Source organism: Cylindrospermopsis curvispora GIHE-G1, assembly GCF_014489415.1.
Lineage (GTDB): Bacteria > Cyanobacteriota > Cyanobacteriia > Cyanobacteriales > Nostocaceae > Raphidiopsis > Raphidiopsis curvispora_A.
In genome coordinates this window covers 2478209-2504976 of the sequence record NZ_CP060822.1, presented here as the reverse complement: position 1 = coordinate 2504976, position 26768 = coordinate 2478209, and the positions used below count along the sequence as shown (strand labels likewise).

The following is a 26768-nucleotide window of genomic DNA, read 5'->3' as shown; positions in this document are numbered from 1 at the left end:
TAGAGCTATTATTTGGCAACAAAAAACTCTCTACTCCACAAGCTGGACTAAATTATAGCACCTCACAGCACCATTTATTTTTTTTCGGTGACAATTTCAGATTTAAGTAGAGAGGCACAATTATTTGTAGGATGGGTTAGCTGTAGGGTAACCCATGGGGGTGTTGGGTTTCATACTTCAACCCAACCTACGTTCATCTTATATTTAATTCCACTGACCCACTTATTGTTGGGCCTCGATGATTGCTTTTTGAAAATCTTTAGTCGTATTACAGATAAATTGTGGATTTAAAATTTGCTCAATTTTGTAACAACAAACATCAGGGAATATAGCCAACTCCATTCCTGTTTCTGCTGCTGCTTCTCGACGAGCATTTCGGTAAGCTTTACTTACCAAGTCAGGAATATACTTTCCTAAACCAGGATTTTCTTCTAACAAATCTTGAAGATCGTCTCGTTGGTTAGCAATTGTGGTAAACCAACTGATAGACCGCTTATCAGCTTGATATTGCCACTTGAGTAAATGGGAGAGTAGAACAATTAAACGACTCTTTAACTCATTTTTTTCACTAATGCCCATTAACGTTAATTCTTCAGCCAAATTATCCCAATCTAAAACATCGCCATTTCTATGCTTCAACGCTGAAACCTGGTGATTTAACCAGGTTAAGAAATCCGTGATATACAAGGAAGAGTCAGGCATAAAAAATTACCGATTTTACTGTCAGCACTAGTTACCTCAACACCGACAGTATATCAGATTTGTTGTATAGGTCAAGGGGATATGGCGTTTAGTTTACATTTCTTTACCAAAAATCAAAGGATGAAGGACCCTGCATTCATATATAGAGATTTCAATTTGTTTTGTCGTATTATTTTCTTGGAGTTATTAATCTGAGGAAATAGATTATTAGTCCTACAAATCCTAACTCATTCCACAAAAACTTTCTTAGTTCTCTATGGTTCCTATGTTTGCGGAATTCCATCAAATACGCATCAAGACTGCGAACGGCGATCGCTTCTTGTCTGTTTCTATCCAGTGAATTTTGTACCCTTGTGTACTGATCTAGGAGCTGTCTTAAATTTTCTACCCCCCCTGTTTCCAACAAAATTTGACTAATTTGATTATGAACGGCGATCGCCCCTTGTTTGCTTATATCTAATGAAGTCTGTACACTTCTAGATTGATCCAGCAGCTGTCTTAAATTTTCTATTCCTCCTGTTTCCAACAAAATTTGATTAATTTGACCTAGGTTGGACTCAATATTTTGATTGGCCTGATTAATATATCTATAGTGGGTTGCAATTTCCGTGGAAATCCCCCCGTAGGTTTGAATCAAATTTTCCAACCTGGTTTCCGATTGGCTAAGATAGGTTTGTAACTGATTATATTGACTAGCTACTTCCTGTGATCTAGTTTGTGCTGCTGCTTCGATAGATTGTAAGTTTTGTTGAATATGTTGTATGTTTCGGTAAGTAAGTTGGGAAGAATTCTCGGCTTGTTGGATATTAGTCAAGACTTGTTGAATATCTGCCCATAAGTTAGGAGTAATACCCAGTTGACTAATTTGATTATAAACGGCGATCGCCTCTTGTTTAATTCTGTCCAACGAAGTTTGTATATTTCTAGACTGATCCAGCAACTGTCTTAAATTTTCTGTCCCTCCTGTTTCCAACAAAATTTGACTAATTTGATTATGAACGGCGATCGCCCCTTGTTTGCTTATATCTAATGAAGTCTGTACACTTCTAGATTGATCCAGCAGCTGTCTTAAATTTTCTATTCCTCCTGTTTCCAACAAAATTTGATTAATTTGACCTAGGTTGGACTCAATATTCTCATTGGCTTGATTAATATATCCATAATTAGTTTCAATTTCCGTGGAAATCCTCCCGTAGGTTTGAATCAAATTTTCCAACCTGGTTTCCGATTGGCTAATATAGGTTTGTAATTGATTATATTGACTAGCTAGTTCCTGTGATCTACTTTGTACTACTGCTTCAATAGATTGTAAGTTTTGTTGAATATTTTGTATATCCTGATAGGTGAGTTGGGAAGAACTATCTAGTTGTTGAATCTTACTTAAAAATTGTTGGATATTTGCCCAGAAATCAGAGGTAATACCTAGTTCAATAATTTGATTTTGAAATGCGATCGCCTCCTGTCTAGTTCTATCCAGTGAAGTTTGTACCGTTGTGGACTGGTCTAGGAGCTGTCTTAAATTTTCTACGCCCCCGATCTCTAAAAGAATTTGACTAATTTGGTCATGAAGTGCGATCGCCTCTTGTTTGGTTCCATCCAATGAAGTTTGTGCCGTTATGGACTGATCTAGGAGCTGTCTTAAATTTTCCATTCCTCCTATATCTAACAGAATTTGATTAATTTGACCTAAGTTAGATTCAATATTTTTATTTGCTTGACTGACTTCTATATATTTAGTTTCAATTTGTGTATAAATCTTATGATATTCTTCAAGCTCTTTGATACTAGCCAGGACTTGTTGAATATTCGTCCATAAATCAGGGGTAACACCTAGTTCACTAATTTGATTTGGCAAGTCCCTTAAGCTCTGTAGTTCTGAATTAATCTTTTCAGCGTGATCATAATTAGCAAGACTACGGGTTTCAATCTCTTCCAGGTCACTTTTCACTACTTGTGCATTTTGTAAAATATCTCTTGCATCTTTTAGGACATCTCTTGCATCTTCAATTGCCTCATTTATCACGTCACATAATTTTTTAAGATCTCTAGCAACATCTAAATCTGTTTTATGTTGAACATTCATCTATTTTTATATTCCTATAGTGAGAACAAGTTTCAGCTGATAGATAGAGTATATCAGCAATTAGGATAGAATGTTTTTAAAAACGGGCGATGTCTAAGCACTCCCCAGATCCCATTTCTATAATCTTTCCCACTCACCGTGCGATCGCCAATAACGCTGGTTAGGGGCTAATCATCTGCACGTTATCGGCATAATTGATACCTTATATGCTATTGTGATGTTGGTTAAATCATTCTGTCGTTTAGCAACGCCTAGATAAGGCTTAATGTGCTGGAGCCAAAAGGCACAGGATATGGAGTTGGCAGGATTTTATATTTTCTCCGGGTCAATACCAAGGGAACGTAGATAAGCAGCTAGTTTTTCTTTTTGTTGGCGTTCCTGGGGTTTCGTCCCTCAACCCCAACCAATGATGCTTAAACTACGCGTCACAGGTGGTTACCGTGATGTGTTTGATGGTCAATTCGGGAGATTATTGCGATAAATCTGATATTCATCGAAAGTCATAAAGTTTCCTGCTTGGTAATCACTACGAGCAGCTTGAATGTCATCAAGATCTTCCGGGGAGTCTTCATCATCAGGGAATAACTCAGCTTCCAACAATTCCCAAAGTTGATGTTTTTCATCAATTCCTAGTGAGGAAATTGCTTTTAACAATGCTGGGAATAGGACATCTACTTTCACAGTATTTTCGGCCATTAAAACTTACCTCCACTTTGATTCTATCTAAATTTATTTGGCACTAATGTACTATATAGACATAGACTCCCAAAGATTGAGACTTAAACCTCATGGACATATATGCTGTAATTTTCCACATCTATAAATATTGTAGAATGTAGATCTATACTGTATACACATCTATTCTATGCCTACATTGAACCAGAAGAATAATTAATTTTCTATCATCAATTTCGTAGCGAACGCGATAATCACCAATGCGAATACGATATTCATTTTCATGTCCTCTCATTGTCATGACTCCATGGGGACGAGGATCTTGCCTAAGTCCTTCAATTCTGGGAGCGATCCGATCATAGACATCTCTTGGCAAAGCATCTAGCTGTCTTTGCACACGTCTAGGTACAACTATAGTGTAAATTTTATTAATGTGGGACATGGTGATTAATGTAATCGTTGTGACTTGTATTCATCAAAAGTTATAAAGTTTCCTACTTGATAATCATTATAAGCAGCTTGAATCTCATCAAGTGATTCTAGCAAAAGCTCACTTTCTGAGATACTTTCGATCGCCATCTGACATAAATTAGACACTGGGGACAAATTATGGAAATTATTGTTTGATATTAGACTGCTAAATGGATAGTCTGCGGGAAACTGCTGACCTAAATTCATTCTTACACGAGCTGCTTCGTAGGGTAAAAACCTATCCTCAAGATCTTGAGCTATGGCATTAATAATACGGTTATAAGCATTGGCCATGGTTCTCTTTAATTCATTTGCTTGAGTAATAGCATCCCAAAATCGGCGGGAACTTCTCAGAAGTAAACACTTTATGGCAATCCTATTATAAAAATCGGTAATATTGTTATCAGCTTGCTTCAATTCCCTGTCCAAAAAATCTGGGTTACACTGGGATAATCTTGCTATTAACTTAGATTCAATTTCATTGATTCTATCATCTGCAGCTGTGCGAAGAACGGTATACATATCCCAATGTATTAGGGGGGGATCAGAATTTACAGCATCATTAATTAACCGGTCAACTGCATCCACATCTTCTGAGAAATCTTCAGCACCAGATAACTCGGAAATCCAACTAATCAAAAAGTTACCATCCATGGAGGTATACCAATCACAGTTGGTAAATTTATCTCTTCCTCCTAACCTTTCCAATTCCCCAGGGGTTGCTATGATTAACAGTCTAGATTTTGCCCGGGTGGCGATGGTGTACCAAATATTAGCCTCTTCAAAGGAGGGGTGACCTTCACCTTGAAATATCAAAAAACCAATGCAAGCATCAAATTCTCTTCCCTTGGCTTCCTCAGCTTTCAGATAACTAATTCCAGGTAAGCAGTTTGCCACAAGCTCATGATTATGTTTATAAATTAAATGAACTTGGCGCGATAACTTACGCAGTAAATATCTGTCATCTTGCTGGGTTGAAGCACTAATGTTGTCACTTAACTGCTGGAGAAAATTTCTAGCATCATCCATGGAGTCAACTTCTAATATGGCAACTTTTTCACCTATTTCAAAAGCATGTTCTGGATTGGAAGGATCAGGAAGGTGTCTACCACCAGCATTGGCGCTCTTGGCAAAATTGTGCAATATTTCAGCAAATTCCAGTATTTTTTGGGTGTTGCGGTAGTTGTATTTAAGATGAATTCGTTGGTTAAGATGTAGACTTCCCCAATCAAAATCAACCGGTTTAATCCGTTGATTCAGATCACCTAGTAACCAAATTATAGGTGGTAAAAATTGGTTCCGCCACCTTGTGAGCATTTGTATAACGTCATCTAATTCTCTAAGTAAATAATCCTGTGCTTCATCAAAAATGAACAGGGTCTGTCTTGTTATCTGTTCGGGGGTCATTATATCTGTGAGATTGAGTTCTTGAGTTGTTTTTCTCAAAGCGTCTAACCAAACTAGTTTGTTGTTGAGATGTTTCTTGTATCCTTCCCTACCTTGCTTAATTTTTATTAATTTTTTAACTCTCAGTTCGTTGTTTCTATAAATGGGATTTTTTACGTTTATACTATCTCTTTCATAAACAAAGCTTCTGTATAGTGTCAAGTCGTGGTCTGACAGATACTCATTATTACTAATAACATGGATCCTTCTGGCCTCTTTAGTAAGAGCATCTAATTCTTCTTCATTGGTGGCAACCTGATTATGTAGTTCAGAATTTACACTTCTATGCCATTCTTGAAAAGTACCAACAAAGAAAAATTGATCATCTTTTAGATCAAGTTCTTTAATACAGGTAAATTGTTTCACTTCCTCACAGAGAGCAGGTGGTAGAATTAGGATGATGTTCCAACCTTGTTGTGGTTGTGTGTATTGGTTACAAGCGAATAGTGCAGCACAAACTGTTTTACCCGTACCTGGTGCACTCTGCAACAACAAGCTGGGAATTATTTCGTCCCTCCTTTCCCTCAAATTGTTAGTCAATGTGTTTAGGTGACTATAAATTGTTCTATGTTGTTCTGGGGTGAGAATTGGTGAATAAAGATAGCCACCATAAACAAACTGATACCAGGATGAGTAATTTTGATCGGATACCTTATATGTGGGAATACTCTCTACTCTGTCTTCTGGTAGATCAAGAATATCTGACCAAGCTAGGGGATTATCTAGGTTTCGATTCCTGTTGATTTGTTGATAAACCTTGTCTCTTCTTCCCACCTTAACAACCAGAAAATCATTATTTTCATCTCGTCTCCAGATTACTCTGATGTCATTTTGCCTGGTACGACATAAGTTTCCATAACCTTCTAGTTGTTTACAATCACCAGGAAGATCTTCACTAAAACCCTTAATTATGTTCCTAACAGTTTCTAGATCTTCATGGTATAGCTTCTGCATTTCCTTGAATGCTCTCTTGACAATTTTTACTTGTGCCATTAGTTTATTGTATATTGTATGGAGGACAATATATACACTAACATAAATGACTAATGTTTTATTCAATGCACCAGTGAAAGTCTACCGAATGTCAACCCCTGAACATCAGTGTCCTTGGGGACTACGGGCAATTAAATTGCTGACTGAGCATGGCATTCCCTTTGAGGATATTCTGCTGCGTTCACAGATAGAAGTTGATGCTTTTAAGGCACAATACGGAGTTTCTACCACCCCCCAAATCTTTATTGGAGATCGGCGCTTAGGTGGATATTCAGATCTTGCCAAGTATTTTTCCGTGCAAGCAATCACTCCTGAGTACTCCTACACACCGGTGATTGCTCTATTTTCCACTGCAGGATTAGTAGCACTTTCTACCTCCTTGGGACTAACTGGATTTATGGGTATTTCCCTTTCCATGCTGGCCTCCTTGAAATTGATGGATATTGATAGCTTTACCACCAGCTTTAAGAAGTATGACCTAATTACCCAGCGGTTCCACCACTATGGCAAACTCTATCCCTTTGCGGAGCTGGCCATTGGTTTGGGATTTCTATCGAATATAGCGCCGCTATTTACCGGAGTTGGCTCATTAATATTGGGCATGAGTGGTGTTGTGTCTGTTTTCAAGGCGGTATATATAGACAAAATGGCATTGAACTGTGCCTGTATTGGTGGAAATTCCAAAGCGCCCTTGGGAATTGTCAGCTTTGCAGAAAATGGCATTATGACGATTATGGGTGCTATGCTAATTTTTTCATCGCTCAGTCCCCAGTCCATAAAATCTATGGTTTCCCCCAACACTGTTTCACCGGAAATTGGTTATCACCAACCACAAAAATTAGTATATCCAATTTATCCTAAACCGCGATTCATCCCCCGATTTATCGAGCGAGCGTCAATCCATCACCTCATTTACAGGAAAACGGTCGATTAACTGCATCGCCCTTCCAGCATTTTTCCGCAAAGACTCGCTCACAAAGGGAGCATGAGGAATTTGTGATAACAAATCAAGAGTTCGCCTTAATAACCTAACCACATCACCCTCATCTAAAGTGGTCATAGCACAAAGTTGTAACCATTTGGTTCCCAGTGCCCATTGTTCCACAATAGCAATCAGTTCAAATTCTAACCATATAGGTAGAGCAACATGATAACGATGTTGAATCTGAAATAACTTACGTCTAATATTACGCAACTTTGACAGGGCACTCCCTACCTCATTACTCAAATTAAAACTTACCCTACTATCAGGTCGTGGTGTTTCCGTGACTAGTGCTGCTACTGCTGCTGCTAAGTGATGGGGATCTAAATTATCTAGTTCACCACTATCTATAGCTAATCCTAACCATAATTCATTCTCACCCCTAATGGTGGACGCCATTTGTCCCAAGTGTGTGGGTGCCAAATTGTCTAGGGCATCAAAATGTTGTAGAATCCTAATCAAGTTCAGAAACTGCTCCCAATGTTCCTCAGAGTTTCGTTTTACCTTCTTCTCTAAACCCTCCAGATATGATTTTAATTCCACAAACTCGGCTTTCTGCTTAAATATATGCCCAATTTTCCCCGACTGATGTACGGAATTCTTTTCCATTTGTGACTGTATAGACACTACCCGATTGAGTTGATTTGCTAACTCCGGTGTCATGTACAAAAACTCTGTCGTATCTGGAATAAGATCCGCTATTTGTGCTGTCTGTGCATCTCCTCGCCAAGAATAACCCTTTTTTAATCCTAGCTCTATAGGGGGTATAATACTTTCTGGCACTTCTACCCTAGATATGTGAGCATGTACTTCAATTACATCTGAGTTTGTAGCTGAATACCAACGATTATTCTTGCCCAAGCAAATAATGAAGGAACTTGGACCAGTTTCTGGCACTTTACTATATAATATGGCTGTCATTGGTAGGGTAGCTGTCGTGTTTTTATCTCTCAAGCTCAAAAGGGTACCTTTGACGGCAAATTCTAGCATCATATACAATTCAGACTCTCTTTCTTCCCTTAGTTGCTCCTGTAAGGTTCTAAATATATGTAGCTCTACCTTTAAAATCTGTTTCAACTTTTCATAAAGGGTAATTTCATTTTCGTCTATGGCACTTAATTCTTCCTCAATTTTTGCCAGTTCTGCCTTAATTTCCTCAATTTCGTCGTATTCTGGCTTTAAATATAAAGTCGCCATGTACTGACCAAAACTGCGCTCTATTAGTTCCTTAGCTTGTTCTAATGTATGGGTTTGCAACAGGTTTAACACCATGCCATAACTGGGGGTAAACTGACTCACTAGGGGATCCGCAGGGGATGTGGCTAAATATGCAGCTTCTCTTGCTCCCTCAAAGGGTGTTTGTAGGGTTACTACGTGACCCTGTTTATCCATTCCTCTTCTACCTGCACGACCGGACATCTGTAAAAACTCAGAAGCCTTCAATAGTCGATGTCCATTATCAGTTCGTTTGGAAAGAGTTGATATTACTGTGGTTCGCGCAGGCATGTTAATACCTGCCGCTAAAGTCTCTGTGGCAAATACAACTTTAATTAGACCCTGCTGAAATAGCTCTTCAACTAGTAACTTCCAAGCTGGTAATATGCCTGCATGGTGTGCTGCAATACCTTTATACAGGGGAGCAATTTGTCCAGAACGTCCAGCTTCCGGATTGCGGGTTAAAAATTCATCAATTTGTACTCGTAATATTTGGGATTCTTCATTATTGACCAGCCATAGGTCGCTAACTTCTGAAACGGCTTTATCACAACCACGACGGCTGAAAATAAAGAAAATTGCTGGTAACATATCCCTCTCGAATAATTGATTGAGGGTATAAACTATGGTTGGTGGTTCAGGACGATTACCATAACCTCTTTCCCCAATTCCTTTTTTACCCCGTTTGATTAACCTGGAATTAATTTTGGTCTTACTCTCATTGAGTAGGGGAAATAAACCTTTGGGGTTGCAGAAGTGAAACTCCAGGGGAACGGGACGAAAATCAGAGTAAATTAAATCTGTCTGACCATGAACCCGATTTAACCAATCCGTTAGTTGGTCGCTATTTTCCACAGTAGCAGAAAGAGCAACCAACTGGACCTCCTGGGGACAGTAAATTATGGATTCCTCCCAAACCGTACCTCGCTGCTGATCATTCATGTAGTGGCATTCATCTAAGACCACAGCCTCAACATTGGTCAAAGATACCCCAATTTGTCCTATAGGGGTACCATAAAGCATATTACGGAAAATTTCCGTGGTCATCACAATAATCGGTGCTTCCCGGTTTACAGAAGCATCTCCCGTGAGCAGTCCCACCTGCTCAAAACCAAATTTTTCTCGAAAGTCCCGTAACTTTTGATTGGATAAGGCTTTTAGGGGAGTAGTGTAAAATACCCTTTTACCACGAGATAAAGCCCGATAAATGGCATATTCACCAATTAAGGTCTTACCAGATCCTGTCGGAGCACAGACAACTACTGATCTTCCATCATTTAAAGATGCGATCGCATCTAGTTGAAATTGATCGAGTTCAAAGGGAAAAATTGACTGTAGGTCAATTTCTAAAGGGGATGGAGTGTGATTGTTCACTAGAACCTCCACTCTGAGGAGGATGATGCTATCACAAGACCTGGAAGTAACATCTGGGCGAATTGATTCGCCACCTGAAAATTCATAACTGTAACCATCCTGAATTTGCGGATTGTTGAACAATATTTGTGGGTGACTGTGTGCCCCCTGCACATACTGGAGGAACTGTACTTCCCACCATTATAAATGGATATGGTGGAGGATGGGGGGTTTTCAGTAAGTCCCACTTAATAATTCACCACGGATGATGGTAATAGCCTGTCCGCTTAAAAAAACCCGATTTCCTCCTGAATAGGTCACTTTCACTATTCCGCCCCGTTGAGAAGCTTGATAAGCTAAAAAACTATCTTTTTGCAGTTTATGTCGCCAAAAGGGCGCTAAACAACAATGTGCAGCACCAGTTACTGGATCTTCGTCAATACCAAAACCGGGGGCAAAAAAACGAGATACAAAATCATATTCCAGATCACCAGTACTGGTAACAATCACGTTCCTGACTGGTAACAGTCTCATTTGTTGCAAATCTGGCTGTATTTGTCGGACTAATTGTGGGGAGGCCAATTCCACTAAATAACCAAGGGAGTTCAAATAAACTGATTTGTAATCAACTCCTAAAACCTCATTTAATAAAGGTGGTGGTTCCACAATTTGGGAATGATTAACGGGAAAATCTAATTCAATCCAATCATCTTGTTTTTTGGCAATTAATAGGCCACTTTTAGTGTAAAATCGAGCTGTTTGTTCGGGTGATAAATATCCTTCTGACCAGAGAACATAAGCACTAGCTAAGGTAGCATGACCGCACAGGGGAACTTCTGTGGTTGGCGTGAACCACCGTAAATTGAAACCGTCATTTTCTGCTAGCAAAAAAGCTGTTTCTGATAAATTCATTTCTTGAGCTACTTGCTGCATCCACTCGTCAGATTGAGAATTGGTCAAGACGCAAACTGCAGCAGGGTTACCTTGGAATGGTTTGTTGGTAAAAGCGTCAACCTGGATAATTTTTTGGTTAGTGGTTCTCATGTTATTGTTATAATAAGTAGGGAGGCACAATTATTTTTAGGATGGGTTTAGTATTTTAGTATTAAACTCAACCTAAGTTCATATTATATTTAATTCCACCCACCTACTTACTTACAATTGCCCTCAATTTTAAAGACGCTCCCATGAACGTCTTTAAAGATATGCCAGAGGATCCAGAAACTAACCATAACAGACTATTTTCAGGATTTGTCCAACGATTTAAACAGCACCACTGTTTTTATTAAATAAAATGGATATAGTTTTAACAATTAATTGCAAATCGTAAACTAAACTCCAATTTTTCTGATACTGTAGGTCTAAACGAATAACATCCTCAAAATTGCGTACTTTGGAGCGACCATTTACTTGCCATTCCCCAGTCATCCCTGGTTTCACGTCTAAGCGTTGCCATTCTGGTACTTCGTATAGTTCCACCTCATCAGGGGTGGGTGGACGAGTACCAACTAAACTCATTTCCCCTTTTAACACGTTCCAAAATTGTGGCAGTTCATCCAGACTGGTGCGACGCAAAAAACTTCCTACCTTGGTGATTCTAGGGTCATGATCATTTTTAAAAAATGCCCCAGCTACTTGATTTTCTACCTGGGACTTTTTGGCTTCCGCATCTACACACATGGAACGAAACTTCCAAATATAAAAACGTTTACCCATCCACCCACAACGGATCTGTTTAAAAAAAATCGGACCTGGATCATTGATGCTGATGGCAATCCCAATGGGAATCAATAAACATGCTGTAATTACTAACCCTACTAGAGACCCAACTATATCAATAATTCTTTTCATCCGAGATTTTACGCAAGGATGAGTTGCTGGTAGGTCTTCTAGACTACAATTACTGGCGCGACTGTTTCCGGAGTTAGTCAATCCTGAGGCTTTATTGCCTACAGAAGATTTAATTATAAATACCTGATCTAATCCCGTTAAATTCAGGACTGCCATCACTTGTGGGGTTACATTATCAAGTATAAATTCTATCTCCTTTTCTTGAGCGGACTTAAAACTACTGACTAAAGCCCCTAGCCCACTACTATCCATAAAAGTTGTGTTATTAAAGTCTATCAATAGAACTTTAGAATCCAGGTTAGACTCAATTAGATCTCGGCAGGTCTTTTTAAAGCAAGTGGCTTCATTTACGCTCAGACGATTTGAAGCCTGCACTACCATCATACCTTCCAGATAATGAACCGGAAGATCTATTTCTGCGAATTTTCCAGTCATGAAGCTATCAACTTGGGTTACCATCTAAGATTAAGCTAAGATTCCGCCACGCTCACCCAACCACAATGTTTAGTTTTGGCTAGAAAGAAAATAAACATCTACAGGGTAAATCTTTCCCCCTGTTTTTATCCCCTACCCAAGGGGTAGAGGTTCTCAACTAGTTTCAACTGATAATTGTCTTTCCAAGGATAGATGCTAGTGGCTACTTTGCGAGTAGAAAACAGTTTAGACTGTTTGATCCTATGATAAATTTCCCTATCTTGACGAAAAGTATCATGCTTACCTTTTTTGGAAATGTCAATAAACTTTCATTTTTTCCACTAGAACAACACAAAACTTTATATTTGAATTAGTAGTTTTCATCTACTACATTGTTAGAATTGCTAGATCTAGATTTAGCTTTATTAGCACTACGTTTGAGAGCAGAAAGCCTAGCTTCGTAACGGGAACGCTGACGCTTACTCGGGGTAGTATCAATTAAGGTTTTAAGAGCACTACCTAAACTTTTATAGGCATTGGGTAAAGTATAACCAAATCGCGTAGCTAAAGTAATTGCTTTTTCATCAGCATCAATTAACTCTTTTATTTGCTTTGCGCCATTATTTTTTTGATATAGTCGCCAGCCAGAAACTCCACAAAGAGCTAAAGCTAAAACTAATAATAATCCATCCTGCACCCACAATTCACCTACAGCACCACCTAAACCAATAGCCAACGCAGCCATTTCCCAACCATCTTTAGGAATAGTATCATTTTGAATACGTCCCACCTCATGCCAAAACAGGAGGTTACGCTGGTCCATAGCTAAGGCATCCCACTTAATTAAATCAATTTGAATCTCCACTTGGTCTTTACCAATTTCTTCAGAACGAATCAAAGGAGGAGTGACCTCTGTTGTTCCTTCCACAATTACCCAACTTTGTAATTCTGGTGGAAGTAGACTCTTTAATCGTCTAAGTTCGCTCATTTCTGCCTTAGCAGAGGAAGTTGTGTATGATGTCATAAAAATTCAAGCGATATCAGTTTGTTAATATTTACTAAAAAACGACTATGTGGATAGTCATGGTGGTATCATGACCGGGGAGAGAATTTGGAAACTCTACCACAACTATCTTAACTTGCTATGGATATTTTTAATAGAAAGTGAAGTGGTCGAATCCTACTATTTTGGGTTTAGTTTCAAAACTTACATAATTGGATCTAGTTTGAGCATCAACCATTAATTTAAAAAATGTGAGAATGGCTACAACTGCTGTTTAACACCATAGGATTTATTCTGGTAAAGCTAAGATTATATCGTTGAAACTATTGACAGGACTTAGGAAAATTTACTATAATTTGCTCCGAGTTTATCCTGATACTCCTAACTGTAGCATAATTATTTATGGCAAAATCATCTTTGTTTTTAGTAGTTGCTCCTCTTATTTTTGCCCTTTTAGGTTGCAATAGCAGTCCTAGTAGCAGCACGCCTACAGAAACAGTACAACCACGCAATACCACTGGTAAAGTTAAAACCAATCTCCGTTTAGTTTGTGGTGTTAGTGGTGAGCTACCTGGATTCAGCTTTGTGCAAACTGATGGTAAATACGCTGGTATTGACGTAGATGTTTGTCGCGCTGTTGCAGCTGCCCTATTTGACAATCCGGACAAAGTAGAGTTTCGTAATCTTAGTGCCAAAGAAAGATTTACTGCTTTACAAACTGGTGAAATAGACTTACTCAGTCGCAACACCACATGGACTTTTAGTCGTGACACCTCTATTGGTATATACTTCTCACCTGTGGTACTATACGATGGTCAGGGGATTATGGTCCGTAAAAATAGTGGGATTAATTCCTTAGCTGATTTAAAAAATAAGGCCATCTGCACCCAAACAGGTACAACCACGGAACAAAATTTAGCTGACCAAATGCGGAAGCGGGGTATTAGTTATAAACCCGTAGTTTTTGAAGAAATTAACGTTACCTTTGCCACCTATTCGGAAGGTCGTTGTGATGCCATAACAGCTGATCGTTCAGCCTTAATTTCCCGACGTACTACCTTACCCAAACCTGAGGATAATATTATTCTGAATGAATTACTTTCTTCAGAACCTTTAGCTCCTGCAGTTGCTCAGGGAGACCCCCAATGGCATAACATTGTTAAATGGAGTGTTTACGCTCTAATCAAGGCTGAAGAGTTAGGCATTAACTCTCAAAATATATCCCAATTTGCTAATAGTAAGGATCCGGAAATTAAACGTTTTTTAGGCACAGAAGGTAACCTAGGTCAAGGTATAGGTTTAACCAATGATTTTGCCGCTCGAATAATTAAGCATGTTGGTAACTACGGGGAAATTTACGATCGCAATTTAGGGTCTAAAACCAAACTGAATCTCCCTCGTGGACAAAATGAACTTTATAGCAAAGGTGGCTTACTCTATTCTCCACCATTTCGTTAGTTCCCAACCAGTGATATTGGAGAAGATAACCAATGACTAATTCCCAACCACCAATATGGCGTAATTATCGTTTTTGGCAAGTTGCCATACAGGTTTTAGCCATAATTCTAGCTTTTGGTGTAGTGAATATCCTGTGGAACAATGCCAGCCATAATTTACGACAGTTGGGTATTAGTTTGGGGTGGGATTTTCTTGGGCAACAAGCATCTTTTGACATTGGCGAAACCCTAGTTAAGTATCATCCCACAGACTCCTATGGGCGAGCTTTAGCTGTGGGACTAGTTAATTCCTTGCGAGTAGCAACTTTAGGAATTTTGTTCGCTACGGTTGTGGGAATAACTGCTGGTATAGGGCGTTTATCTGATAATTGGTTAGTAAGAAATATCAGTTTAGTTTACGTGGAGATTTTTAGAAACACCCCTTTATTATTGCAGTTGTTATTTTGGTATTTTGGAGTTTTTCTATCTCTACCAAAACCAGAAAATAAAATTTCTCTTTTTGGTTTAGGTTACCTGAGTCGAAATGGCATAGATTTACCCGCCCTCACCTATGAGGGAGTTAACCTAACTCCAGAATTTTGTACCCTGTTATTAGGTCTGACATTTTACACCGGTGCTTTTATTGCAGAAATTGTCAGAGCGGGTATAAAGTCAGTCTCCCAGGGACAGCGGGAAGCGGGATTATCTCTAGGGTTAAGACCTGGTTTGTTAATGAGGTTGATAATCTTTCCCCAGGCTTTAAAGCTGATTGTTCCCCCACTTACCAGTCAATATTTGAATTTGATGAAAAATTCTAGTTTAGCCATCGCTATTGGTTATCCAGATATTTATTTTGTCGCTTCTACCACCTTTAACCAAACAGGAAAAGCTGTGGAAGTCATGATTTTATTGATGATCACCTATTTAACTTTAAGCTTAACTATTTCTATATTAATGAATATAGTCAATCGCACTGTTCAAATTAAAGAAAGATAATAATCACTTTGCTCAAACTAGTTATGGATAACTAAATTATGGATCAGCTAATTTGGCTTAGAAAAAATCTATTTAATAACTGGTACAATGGGGTATTAACTATAGTTTGTGTAATTGCTTTATTTTTCCTAGGTAAAGGCATATTATTTTGGATATTTAATCAAGCCAAATGGCAAGTTGTCAAGGCAAATATCCATTTATTTCTGGTTGGGAGATTCCCCCGGGCTTTATATTGGCGAATCTGGCTAGCTTTGGCAATCAATTCTATTATAGGGTTGATAACTTGGCATGGGTTGATGCAAAAATACCATTTGCCTAAAAACCAATTACTTCAAAAAGCTTATCAGTTAATTAGACCTCTGTTAGCACCTATATGGTTATTAACTTTTATCATTACTATTTGGTTACTTGGTGGCGGTTTTGGGTTACAATCTGTTCCTACAAATCTCTGGAATGGACTTTTATTAACCTTGTTAATGGCATTCGTTAGTATAGCACTTTCCTTTCCTCTGGGTGTACTATTAGCATTGGGAAGAAACAGTGAATTGCCTGTAATTCGCTGGTTTTCTATTCTCTACATTGAGCTAGTTAGAGGTTTACCGCTCATAGGAATTTTGTTTATTGCCCAGGTGATGTTACCTCTATTTCTACCCGCCGACTGGCGTTTAGATAGATTAGTCAGGGGTGTTGCGGGGCTAGTTTTATTTAGTGCTGCTTATATGGCTGAAAATGTGCGCGGGGGACTGCAATCCATACCCAGAGGACAATTTGAAGCAGCAAGAGCATTGGGTTTAAATACCTTTTTACTCCTGATACTGGTTATATTACCTCAAGCTTTACGAGTGGTAATCCCTACAATTGTAGGACAGTTTATTGGTTTATTCAAGGATACCTCATTACTGTCCCTAGTGGGTTTAGTGGAATTAACCGGAATTGCCCGCTCTATTTTAGCACAACCACAATTTCTGGGTACATACATGGAGGTTTATATATTTATTGGCGCAGTGTATTGGCTATTTTGTTATTCCATGTCCCTAGCTGCACGTAGGTTAGAAACCTAGAATGGAAGTTCCCTGGATCTTCGTAAAAGACCCAGGGAACGCACAACCAAGATTGCTCTAACTTAATTCGTAATTAAATGTTAGGACTAGCAAAAACGAAAGTTGCACTTGCAGCATTTACACCATTTAAAGTAGCAACTAACACACCGTTGATGCTGATATTACTACCACTAAAGGTCAAGTCGCTTACAGAGTCGGCAAACTGGTTACTAATGCCAATTACGTCAGTACCAATTGTGTAGTCAACAATTGTATTGGGAGTTTTCAACAGAGTGGGGTCATCTGTGAGAATCCAAAACTGATCTACACCAGCACCACCGGAGATTACATTACCTCCACCTTCACCCACAAAGAACCGGTCATCACCATCACCACCTAAACCACGACCATTAGCACCTAGGTGGAATGTGTCATTCCCAGTACCACCGGATATACGGTAGCCACTGGCATCTGTGGCATAAAATATATCATTACCACTACCGCCAAAAATGCGATCGCTATTGTTGAGATATATTTCATCTCCACCACTACCGGTAAAGACGCTATTATTTCCGGCAATAGCAGAAGCTGCGGTAGAAGCATCCACCGTATCAGCGCCCGCACCAGTAAATACCAGGTCATTAATACCGTCAAAGGACCTAGGACTGGAGTTAGCACCCGCAACCAATTCATCATTACCTGAAGTACCAGAAACTAATTTTACTTCCTGTTGGGTAGCAGCAAATTCTGGTGTTACACCGAACAGAGTTTGATACATTAGATCATAAATTTGAGTATTATCTACAGTACCGGGTAGCTTATCAGCATTCATTCCGTAGGCCTTGGAAACAATACTACCAGGAAAATCAGGAGTTCCCACCCAAGCAATCCCAAAATTACCCATGGGTCCATCAATACTATTCTTAGCAGCAAAGGGAATCCAGGGTTCCGCAGCAGTACCAGTACTACCTTTGGGACCATCCAAAAATGCCCGGTTATTGTTGGTAGTTGTCGGGTTAACTCCAATGAATGGTACTTCAGGTTGGCTATTAGCTAAATTCGGTTTATTAGCATCAAAGTTACCACTGGGACGGTTGTAAGGAGCAAATTGAAACACCTGCATCCCACCAGCATCACTGTCTGCTGCTGTTATTACCAGAGTATTAGGGTCTTGTTTAACATAGTTCATAGCTACGCCTATAGCCGCATCAGTTCGGCGTAGAGCTTCTATGGTTCCTACCGCGTTGTTATTATTGGCAAAGTTATCAGTTCCTTCCTCTTCTATGACCACAAAGAATCCCTGGGGGTCTTGACGAAGAATTTTTAATGATGCTGTTAACATTTCCGCCACTGTGGGAGCTGTACTCACATACAGAGGTAAAGGACTGTTGGTGTTCAGTCCTAGAGACTCTTCCCGACGATCATCAAAGGTGTGGTTGGCGGCAAAAACCCCTAGGAGCTTGGTGTTAGCAGTAGCATTAGCAACTGCTGCATTCATTTCCTCCTCCGTGTAAACCACGGTGTAGCCGAGGGATTTAGCTAGGTCGATTAGGTTAATTGCTGGACGATCAGCTGCATCAGTGTATTCCGCATCAATGGCAGCAGTAACATGGAAACCAGTAGTACCCTTGGGTAATAAATAAACCTCGCCCCCAGCCATGATTATTTGAGTACCAGAGCGAATCACCTGCTCCGCAATTTCCGCTGTTTTATCCCGAGCGCGAATATTGTTCCCATCTCGGTTGGTTGTAGCAGCTGCAAAAGCCGCAGTTCCAGGCTCACCAATGTGACCAGACTGAATGAGGGCTGTTGCTTTACCAGAGGCGATCGCCTCTTCTAGGATGGTGTAGCCAACTTTACCAGAAGCCGGGGTAACAATGGAATTATCTTCATTTAGTCCAAAGGACTCATTAAACACCTTGACACCATTAGCATGGGTAACAGCTCCTGCATTAGAGGTTCCCGTGAGTTGGTTTTCCATGTGACCGAGGTAAACTCCAGCGTGGGACATTTTATCCCAGTTGAGTCTGCCATCTGGTCCCAAATCAACGTTTCGCAGGGCCATGAAGTGAGAAGGGCTAGTACCATCCGGATGAATAAATATCACATTCCCCGTTGGTTTTGTAGCAGCAGGAGCGGCCAAGTTATTATCAGCAGGATTACGAGCCGTCAGTTCTTTTTCAAACAAGGTCTCGTACATCAACTCATAGATTTTGGTGTTATCTAAAGTGGGCGGTAACCTATCTGCATTTAGACCATGGGCTTTGGAGATAATGGAACCACTAAAGTCAGGAAGACCCGCCCAGGCCACACCAAAGTTAAAACGATCACCATCAGCATCAGGAGCGGACACAAATGGAGGACTAGCTACTCCTGTTTGACCATCCGTTGGCACATTTCGTGATACAGTGGTGGGGTTATTGTTAATAGTACCCACATTACCAGTTCCCAGAGGATCACGGATTTGCAGACCACCGGCATCACTATCTGCAGCGGTAATAATCAGCGTATTTTCATACTTTTTAACAAAGTCCATAGCCACCCCAATAGCCGCATCAGTACGACGCAGAGCTTCCAGGGTTCCAGAAGCATTGTTATTATTACCAAAGTTGTCTGTTCCTTCCTCTTCCAGAATGGTAATGGATCCCTTACTGAAGTTGGGATGACGTTCCATCAACTTTTGGGTTACATCCAACATCTCCCCAATGGTAGGAGCTGTTGGTGAATATAAGGGGAGGTTCTGTCCTGCTAATACTTCTTCAGGTCGGTCATTGAAAGTGTGAACGATTGCGAAAACACCTAATACCTTAGTCGGGGGTGTGGGTTGAGTAAGTAAAGCGTTAAGTTGGTCTTTGTTGTAAACAACCGTATAGCCCAGAGTTTTAGCTTTCTCTATCAGGTTTTCCGTGGGGCGCTGTAAAGAATTTGTACTTACAGCATCAAGCTGTGCCGCAGTACCATGAAATCCATTGGTTCCCACGGGTAATAGGTTTAATTCCCCACCACCCATAATGAAATCCACACCGGAGTCAATTACCTGTTTAGCGATTTCTGCAGCTTGAGCCCGGGGTACTATGCGGGAACCATCAGGATTAACAATTTCCTTTGTTTTGGCGACAAAGGCCGCAGTTCCCGGTTCATAAATGGCACCAGATTGAACTAGAGCAGTTACCTTACCAGCATCCCGAGCTGCTTCTACAATGGTTTTATTACTACCATCCAGAGAAACAATCGGAGTGTTTCCCGCTTCAAAACCAAAGGACTCTGCATAGGCCTTGGCTCCTGTTGCATGGGTGACTGCTCCTGAATTGGAGGTTCCACCCAGTTGATCTTCCATGTGACCAAGATATACTCCGGTCTTTTCTAGGTTGTCCCAGTTTAATCTTCCATCAGGACCTTTGTCTACAAAGCGAGCAAAAGCGAAGTGAGAAGGACTAGTTCCATCCGGGTGAATGAAAATAACGTGGTTTCCAGCCATATTTTTAGATCAACTCCTAATCAAATAGAGTCTAAAAGATTTAACCGAATAAATTTTTAACCCATATCTACCTTGATGAATTATTGTTAAATCGCGTTTATTTTTAGATTAAGAGTAAATGAACTAAAGGTTAAAAAATAGCAACTCTCCTATAACCATAACATAAAGATGATATATATCATAGATAAAAGTCTATTAGAGTTGTTGGGAAATAATACTAATTGTTTAACCATAAATCAGCTATAATTAGGTGAGATTAATGTAAAATATCAGGCATGAAAACACCAAAGGCAGTTATTATTGCGGAAGACGTACATAAATGGTATGGTAAATTCCATGTCCTTAAAGGGGTGAGTTTAAGAGTAGATCGAGGACAGGTAGTAGTCTTAATGGGCCCATCAGGGTCAGGAAAGTCAACCTTCATACGTACATTTAACGCACTAGAAGCATATCAACAGGGGAGAATAATTATTGATGGTATTACCTTGAGTAGGGATTTAAAAAATATTGAGGCCATCCGCTCAGAAACAGGAATGGTATTTCAACAGTTTAACTTATTTCCCCATTTAACCGTCTTACAAAACATCACACTAGCACCCATTTGGGTGCGTAAATTGCCAAAAGTTAAAGCAGAAGAATTGGCAATGCAGCTGTTAGAAAGAGTAGGAATTTTAGCTCAAGCTAATAAATATCCAGGACAATTATCTGGGGGACAACAACAACGGGTAGCCATAGCGCGTGCGTTAGCCATGCAACCGAAAATTATGTTATTTGATGAACCGACATCCGCCCTGGATCCAGAAATGGTGCGGGAGGTTTTAGATGTGATGCGGAATCTTGCCCGGGAGGGAATGACCATGGTAGTGGTGACCCATGAAGTTGGTTTTGCCAGGGAAGTTGCTGACAGGGTGATTTTTATGGATGAAGGTTATTTGGTGGAAGACACAACTCCGGATTTGTTTTTTACTGCACCCAAAGAGGAAAGAACGCGAAAGTTTTTATCACAAATTCTTTAGGATACAGTAACCCAATTCCCCGGGTTCCTAGCAAGTTTTAGATGAGCATCATTCCTGCTTACCAACTGTCTTGGATTTGGCTTCTAAATTCTCCAGACGGCTTTTTAACTCCTGATTTTGTTGTTTGAGCTGGTCTAATTCTTCACGCATGTGACGGAGACTTTTTTCCGGTCCAATGTGCTTTTGAACTTTAGGAATTTCTTCCTGTGCGTAGCGTCTGACTCTTCCATCAGAAGTTTGGTCAGCTAGACTTTGTAAAATACCAATTGCTTTTGGTGTTTCCATTTTTCCTAAAGCGCTGATTACAGCGATTTGGGTTAAAAAGAATGTCTCCTTAGCTATTTCTCCTAATTGACCTAAAATTCGTTCTAGATTGGTTGGACTTTGACCTAGGGAAATTTTACCCAAAGCTTTAATAGCAGATAATCGCAATGCTTGAGAAACCCCTAGTTTGCTGTATTCCAAGACTAAATTTAAGGCAGCTTCGGATGTCTTAAATTGTGATAATCCGGCAATTGCACCACTTCTAACTATTTCATTCCAACCTGCTCTTGATTGTAAAACAGATGCCAATAAATTAATTGTAGTGTCTTCATCAATGTTTTCATCTAGGTTAGTAGCACTAATTAATCCCAAACTTTGACAAGCTGCAGCTTCTACATAATAGCTTTGGTCTCCTTTTTCTACCAGTTCTTTCACAGCTTGATAACTAGAATAGGTTTTGATTTGAGATAGGGACTCAACCACCGCTACTCGCACGAAGGGACTGGTATCTCCCAACCCGGAAACTAAACTATCAAAGACCTGATCTAGCTTAACTTCTGCCAGGTTTTTGGCAACTTCTGCTCTCACACCCCAAAAGGGATCGTTTTGTAAGGCGTTGGATAAAGCTTGTACAACTTCCCAACCACCTTTTTTGGCTAGTGCTTCTGCTGCATAAATACGAGAAACTGGATGGGGGTCACATTCTAACTGGGCTTTTAGTTCCGGTAGGGGATATTCCAAAACTACGGTTTTTAAAAAATTATTGCCTACATCAAAACTGATAAAATCTGGTTTTTCTCCCAAAGGAAAGTAAAAACTTTGTTCTCGTTCATTAATCCGCACGGTAAAAGTTTTCAGGAGGGATTTTTCCGCTCTATAACCAAAACCAATGGGAATCTTGAGATCAAATAAATCTCTTTCATCACTAGCTTGAGTTTGAGTTACTGTGAGTTTTGCTAGGTTAGCATCTCCATCCCAAGAGTAAGTAATTTTAAAATCTGGATGACCACCACGATAAACGTATTGGTCAAATAGGAAACTCAAATTTCTCCCTGTGGCTTTTTCTATGGACCGCAATAAATCTATGGTTTCTACGGTTTGGTGGGCATAATCTTTAACAAAGGTGTGAATGGCTTGCCAAAATAGTTCTTCCCCCAGCTCTGCGCGAATCATGTGATAAACACAGGAACCTTTTTCATAAATATGGCGATCATACAGTTCTATCGCTTCTCGATAAACATGAGTTACCATGGGACGACGATAACGATGACTGTCCTCATTTAAATAACTACGTGCTTCTAACAAGCGATAGTAAGCTGCTTCCTCCAGTCCGTATTCATGCTCTGTCCACATCACTTCGGAATAGGAGGCCATCCCTTCCTTAATCCAAGCATGGGACCAGTGTTTAATGACTAATAAGTCACCAAACCATTGGTGCGCCAGTTCATGGACAACTAAACTTTCTGTATTGCGGTTGTCTAAGAGGGATCTTTCATCTAACAAGCACCGATCTGTTAGCAGGGTGGTAGAAGTGTTTTCCATCCCCCCAAAAATGAAGTCATCCACGCAAACTTGAGCATATTTGGCATAGGGGTAAATATAACCATAGCTCTGACTTAAAAATTCTACCATGCGAGGAGTTTTGCTTAAGCTGCGTTCAGCATCTGCTTCTCTCCCTTTCTCTACGTAATAACTGATAGTTTTATCTCGCCACGCCTGCTTTATCTCCGAAAAATCACTGACGGCTAAGGTCATTAAATAGGTTGGATGTACTTGTTTTTGTACCCAGTGATAAATTTGATGATTTCCATCCTCTAATGTATCAATTAACTCACCATTGGAAATTGCCATCAGAGGTTTGGGCACACGAATACGAATTTCTGAGGTGGATAATTGTCCTGGATAATCAAAACAGGGAAACCAGTAACGGGAATCTTCGTCTTCACCTTGAGTCCATACCTGAGTTGGTTTATGGGGGTAGTATTTGTTCGGTTGGATAAAGTAAATTCCTCTTTGGGGCTTTTCTACTGAGTAGGCGATCGCCAGTAACAACCTTTTACCACACTGGGTGGCTTCAGACAAGTAAATATAAAGCTTTTTTCCATCATGTTCAAACTTCTGCTCAACTTCATTGATTAAGACAGATTTTATTTTCAGATTAACAGCATCCAATACTAATCTATCAATGTGATTTCGTATTGGTAATAGACTAATACTACAATCACCAAAACAAGTCTGGTTGGAAATGTCTAAACTCAAATTTAGAAAAATATGCTCTACTTGTCCTGGCTTATCAGGATTATAATGTGGTTTAGCTCCTGGTAGTTCGAAAGATTTGTATCTTTTTTTGTCTGTATCAAAATGGAATTGCAACATTGTTTATTAATAGCCTTGTCATCCTGAACATTTTCTTCAACAGAATAGATAATGCACCCTGTTCAAAATTTAACTTGAGCAGTATGGTGTTTGGGATCTGATGATTACAAGCAATCCCCCCATTCTATCACCCAAGTTTCATATATTGGTATCATCTGATATTGGGTAATTTGGAATCGTTAACAAAATTTTCCAAAATCATATCCAGATTATCATTAAGCAGATATTAATTAACTCCCAGAAACTTAGTAATGGACTTTGTTACTATTTAAGATATTTTCAACCCGAGAGGATGATGACAATGGCTAAGAGTAAATCCAAGTTCCTAATTCCCGCTGTTGGCGCTACCATAGTGGTTGCAGGGAGCATAGCTACCTATATGTATCTAAATTATTTTAGAAGTGACAGTCCGTTAGAGAGTGCTAAATTAATTCCTAGCAACTCTTTAATGGTAACCTATTTCAATACAGACCCACAACTGTGGAGTAAACTGGGTAAATTTGGTACTTCCCAAGCACGACAAATAGTAACTCAACGGTTGCAGTCCGTTAATCAAAGTATATTTGAAAACAATATTTCCTATGAAAAGGATATCCAACCCTGGATTAGTGGTGTCACCCTTGCTGTATTACCATCAAACTCCAATGGGAATTTATCTCCCTCAGCACCCAACCTACTAGTAGTTGGCATTAAGGATAAGTTTGGTGCCCTAAATTTTGCTAACAAATTAAGACAGCAAAAGACTCTCAAAACTGAGGAGTCCAACTACAAGGGGGAGAAAATTATTTCTAGTAATAACAAGGGTAAGTCTAGTTATCTTTGTTTGTTAAATAATACATATATACTATTATCTGATCAAAGGGAAACTGTAGAAAAAGCCATTGATACTTTTAAAGGTGAACCTTCCTTTGCAAATGGGGAAGGAAGTAAAAGCATTCTTGCTCAAACAGTAGACTTACAAAATAGTCTAAGTCAAATATACGTACCTGATTATAGTAGGATGATTAAGGAATTAAGTGCGTCAAATCCGACTGCAGGACCATTACAACCACAAGTTTTAGAACAAATTAAGCGAGTAAAATCACTAGTAGCCAAGGTTGGGGTTGATGATTGGGGACTAAGATTTAAAGCAGTGGTAAATTTAGATCCTAAACTGAATAAGTTAGAGTATCAAAGCAGTTCTTCCAAGATACTGGAATTGGTTCCTGGAGACACTATTGGTTTGGTCACCGGGAAAAACATTAATCGCACCTGGCTAACTTTCTTAGACCAATCAAAAAATGATCCTCAAATTTGGCAAGGGATTCAACAAGTAAAACAACAATTCCAAAACAACGCTAATATTGATCTCAATAAAGACATATTTAGCTGGATGGACGGAGAGTTTGCTTGGAGCGCAGTCAAGTCAAATCAAGGACTATTAGCTAATACAGGGTTTGGCATAGCAATGGTTTTTGATACGAGCGATCGCCCGACAGCGGAAACAACCTTAAAGAAACTAGATGACTTAGCCAGAAAACAGTCATTCATAGTAGCACAAAGAAACATTAACAATAAAAACATTACGGAGTGGGGGGTTCCGGGGGGAGGAATTTTATTTACCCATGGTTGGTCAGACCAAGATACCGTATTTATGGCCGTTGGGGGTCCAGTGGGGGAGAAGCTGGCTGAAAATAAGGGACAAACCATTGACAAAAGCAACAATTTTAAGTCTGTAATTAGTTCCCTAGGAAAACCCAACGGTGGTTATTTCTATCTGGATATGGACAAAACCATCCCCCTAATCAATAGTATATCAGGTCAACCCTTACCACCAGATGCAAACGCGATTTTATCTTCAATTCGCGGTTTTGGGATGACCTTTCACAACCCCAATAAGTCCACCACTCAACTGGAAATGTTATTGGGATTGAAACCCAGTAGGTAGGAAGCATACAATCTGATCAACTGCTCATCATTTAACCATCCACATGACTATTGCTATCAAACCCGATTTAACTTCAAACTTGGTCAACAAGGTACTTTCCATTAAGCCCTTATTTGATTTTGCTAAACACCAAGCAAGAGAAATGATGATTAAACGGGCCCAAAAAATAGGTGTAAATTGGCATCAAGAAGTGGAAAAGTTGCAAGCACGAGACTGGAGCAATGATCTGGCCCAAGTGCAAGATCCTCAACTTACCTATCCAGACTACTATCTTACCTCATTTCACGCATACGAAACGGGTAATATGAGTTGGCAAGCTGCTTTTGAGGTAGAATCTGCTGCTTATGCAGTTCATGCAAAGGTTTGGCCAGATTTTCTTCCTGACGGAGATGCCAAACTTAGACAAAGCTACCACCATATCCTGAAAACCTTGATCCCCGACACACCAAAGGATATTTTAGACCTAGGTTGCAGTGTGGGAATGAGTACCTTTGCTTTACAAGCAATTTATCCCCAAAGCCAAATTACGGGTTTGGACTTATCTCCCTATTTTTTAGCTGTTGCTAATTATCGTTCTCAAAAAAGTCCTCAATATCAAAATTCCATTAATTGGCTTCATGCAGCAGCGGAGTCTACAGGAATGCCAGATAATTCCTATGATCTGGTTTCTATTTTTCTAATGTGTCATGAATTACCCCAGTCTGCTACTCAAAAGATCTTTGTGGAAGCAAGACGGGTTTTACGTCCAGGTGGTCATTTGACCATTATGGACATGAATCCCCAATCAGAGATTTACAAAAAAATGCCCACTTATGTTTTTACCTTGCTAAAAAGTACAGAACCCTATTTAGATGATTACTTTACCCTAGATATGGAAAAATCATTGATAGATGCTGGTTTTGAAACTCCAACTATGACTAGCAATAGTCCTAGGCACAGAACTGTTATTGCTCAAGTAATCAAGTAATGACCCGCTCTGTGAACAACAACCCTCATATATGGATTACGGGGGATTTATTGACAGGTAAAAAAGTATCAAAGAACCCT

At 39.6% G+C, this 26768-nt stretch carries 18 protein-coding genes; 7 read left to right on the top strand and 11 right to left on the bottom strand.

Features of this window, described 5'->3' with window-relative positions; translation table 11 throughout:
- Positions 1–222 precede the first annotated feature (222 nt).
- From IAR63_RS11100 to IAR63_RS11080, 5 genes are all read right to left on the bottom strand, one after another.
- Positions 223–702, bottom strand: coding sequence for a DUF29 domain-containing protein (locus IAR63_RS11100; RefSeq protein WP_006276888.1), 480 nt, complete (start codon positions 700–702; stop codon positions 223–225).
- A gap of 169 nt (positions 703–871) precedes the next feature.
- Positions 872–2785, bottom strand: a complete 1914-nt coding sequence (locus tag IAR63_RS11095; protein ID WP_187705315.1) for a hypothetical protein — start codon at positions 2783–2785, stop codon at positions 872–874.
- Positions 2786–3241: 456 nt separating this feature from the next.
- Complete coding sequence (locus IAR63_RS11090) at positions 3242–3481, bottom strand: hypothetical protein (RefSeq protein ID WP_057177100.1); 240 nt, start codon at positions 3479–3481, stop codon at positions 3242–3244.
- A 145-nt stretch (positions 3482–3626) separates the two neighbouring features.
- A complete protein-coding gene (locus IAR63_RS11085) occupies positions 3627–3902 on the bottom strand; it encodes a type II toxin-antitoxin system RelE family toxin (RefSeq protein WP_187705314.1) in 276 nt (91 codons plus the stop codon).
- Positions 3903–3907: 5 nt separating this feature from the next.
- Complete coding sequence (locus IAR63_RS11080; protein ID WP_187705313.1) at positions 3908–6370, bottom strand: hypothetical protein; 2463 nt, start codon at positions 6368–6370, stop codon at positions 3908–3910.
- 46 nt (positions 6371–6416) lie between these two features.
- Between IAR63_RS11080 and IAR63_RS11075 the strand changes: the two genes are divergently transcribed.
- The gene (locus IAR63_RS11075) at positions 6417–7304 is read left to right on the top strand and encodes a glutaredoxin family protein (RefSeq protein ID WP_187705312.1); all 888 of its coding nucleotides are present in this window, start codon (positions 6417–6419) and stop codon (positions 7302–7304) included.
- Here the strand turns inward: IAR63_RS11075 and IAR63_RS11070 are convergent.
- From IAR63_RS11070 to IAR63_RS11055, 4 genes are all read right to left on the bottom strand, one after another.
- Entirely contained in the window at positions 7266–9941 is a 2676-nt protein-coding gene (locus IAR63_RS11070; RefSeq protein ID WP_187705311.1) for a DEAD/DEAH box helicase, read from the bottom strand. The two genes, IAR63_RS11075 and IAR63_RS11070, sit on opposite strands and share 39 nt — an antisense overlap.
- A 213-nt stretch (positions 9942–10154) precedes the next feature.
- Positions 10155–10964, bottom strand: coding sequence for a PhzF family phenazine biosynthesis protein (locus tag IAR63_RS11065; protein ID WP_187705310.1), 810 nt, complete (start codon positions 10962–10964; stop codon positions 10155–10157).
- Positions 10965–11183: 219 nt separating this feature from the next.
- Positions 11184–12206 (bottom strand): anti-sigma factor antagonist, encoded by a 1023-nt coding sequence (locus IAR63_RS11060; RefSeq protein ID WP_407927137.1) that lies wholly within the window; start codon positions 12204–12206, stop codon positions 11184–11186.
- Between the two features lie 349 nt (positions 12207–12555).
- The gene (locus IAR63_RS11055) at positions 12556–13209 is read right to left on the bottom strand and encodes a DUF3318 domain-containing protein (protein ID WP_096544477.1); all 654 of its coding nucleotides are present in this window, start codon (positions 13207–13209) and stop codon (positions 12556–12558) included.
- Positions 13210–13590: 381 nt separating this feature from the next.
- Between IAR63_RS11055 and IAR63_RS11050 the strand changes: the two genes are divergently transcribed.
- From IAR63_RS11050 to IAR63_RS11040, 3 genes are read left to right on the top strand one after another with little or no spacing between them, the layout of a single operon-like run.
- Entirely contained in the window at positions 13591–14646 is a 1056-nt protein-coding gene (locus IAR63_RS11050; RefSeq protein WP_187705308.1) for an amino acid ABC transporter substrate-binding protein, read from the top strand.
- Between the two features lie 32 nt (positions 14647–14678).
- The gene (locus IAR63_RS11045; protein ID WP_187705307.1) at positions 14679–15620 is read left to right on the top strand and encodes an amino acid ABC transporter permease; all 942 of its coding nucleotides are present in this window, start codon (positions 14679–14681) and stop codon (positions 15618–15620) included.
- 38 nt (positions 15621–15658) lie between these two features.
- Complete coding sequence (locus tag IAR63_RS11040) at positions 15659–16681, top strand: amino acid ABC transporter permease (protein ID WP_187705306.1); 1023 nt, start codon at positions 15659–15661, stop codon at positions 16679–16681.
- Positions 16682–16754: 73 nt separating this feature from the next.
- Here IAR63_RS11040 and IAR63_RS11035 read toward each other — a convergent pair whose 3' ends face one another.
- Positions 16755–20138 (bottom strand): alkaline phosphatase, encoded by a 3384-nt coding sequence (locus IAR63_RS11035; protein ID WP_187705305.1) that lies wholly within the window; start codon positions 20136–20138, stop codon positions 16755–16757.
- 275 nt (positions 20139–20413) lie between these two features.
- Between IAR63_RS11035 and IAR63_RS11030 the strand changes: the two genes are divergently transcribed.
- On the top strand, positions 20414–21154 hold the full coding sequence (locus IAR63_RS11030) for an amino acid ABC transporter ATP-binding protein (RefSeq protein ID WP_057177448.1): 741 nt from the start codon (positions 20414–20416) through the stop codon (positions 21152–21154).
- A 48-nt stretch (positions 21155–21202) separates the two neighbouring features.
- On the opposite strand, the gene IAR63_RS11025 is transcribed toward IAR63_RS11030, so the two are convergent.
- Positions 21203–23794, bottom strand: a complete 2592-nt coding sequence (locus IAR63_RS11025) for a M1 family metallopeptidase (RefSeq protein WP_187705304.1) — start codon at positions 23792–23794, stop codon at positions 21203–21205.
- A 301-nt stretch (positions 23795–24095) separates the two neighbouring features.
- Here IAR63_RS11025 and IAR63_RS11020 point away from each other — a divergent pair, with 301 nt between their 5' ends.
- Together IAR63_RS11020 and IAR63_RS11015 are read left to right on the top strand one after the other, a co-directional pair.
- A complete protein-coding gene (locus IAR63_RS11020) occupies positions 24096–25721 on the top strand; it encodes a DUF3352 domain-containing protein (RefSeq protein ID WP_187705303.1) in 1626 nt (541 codons plus the stop codon).
- Between the two features lie 43 nt (positions 25722–25764).
- Positions 25765–26688, top strand: a complete 924-nt coding sequence (locus IAR63_RS11015; RefSeq protein ID WP_187705302.1) for a class I SAM-dependent methyltransferase — start codon at positions 25765–25767, stop codon at positions 26686–26688.
- Positions 26689–26768 lie beyond the last annotated feature (80 nt).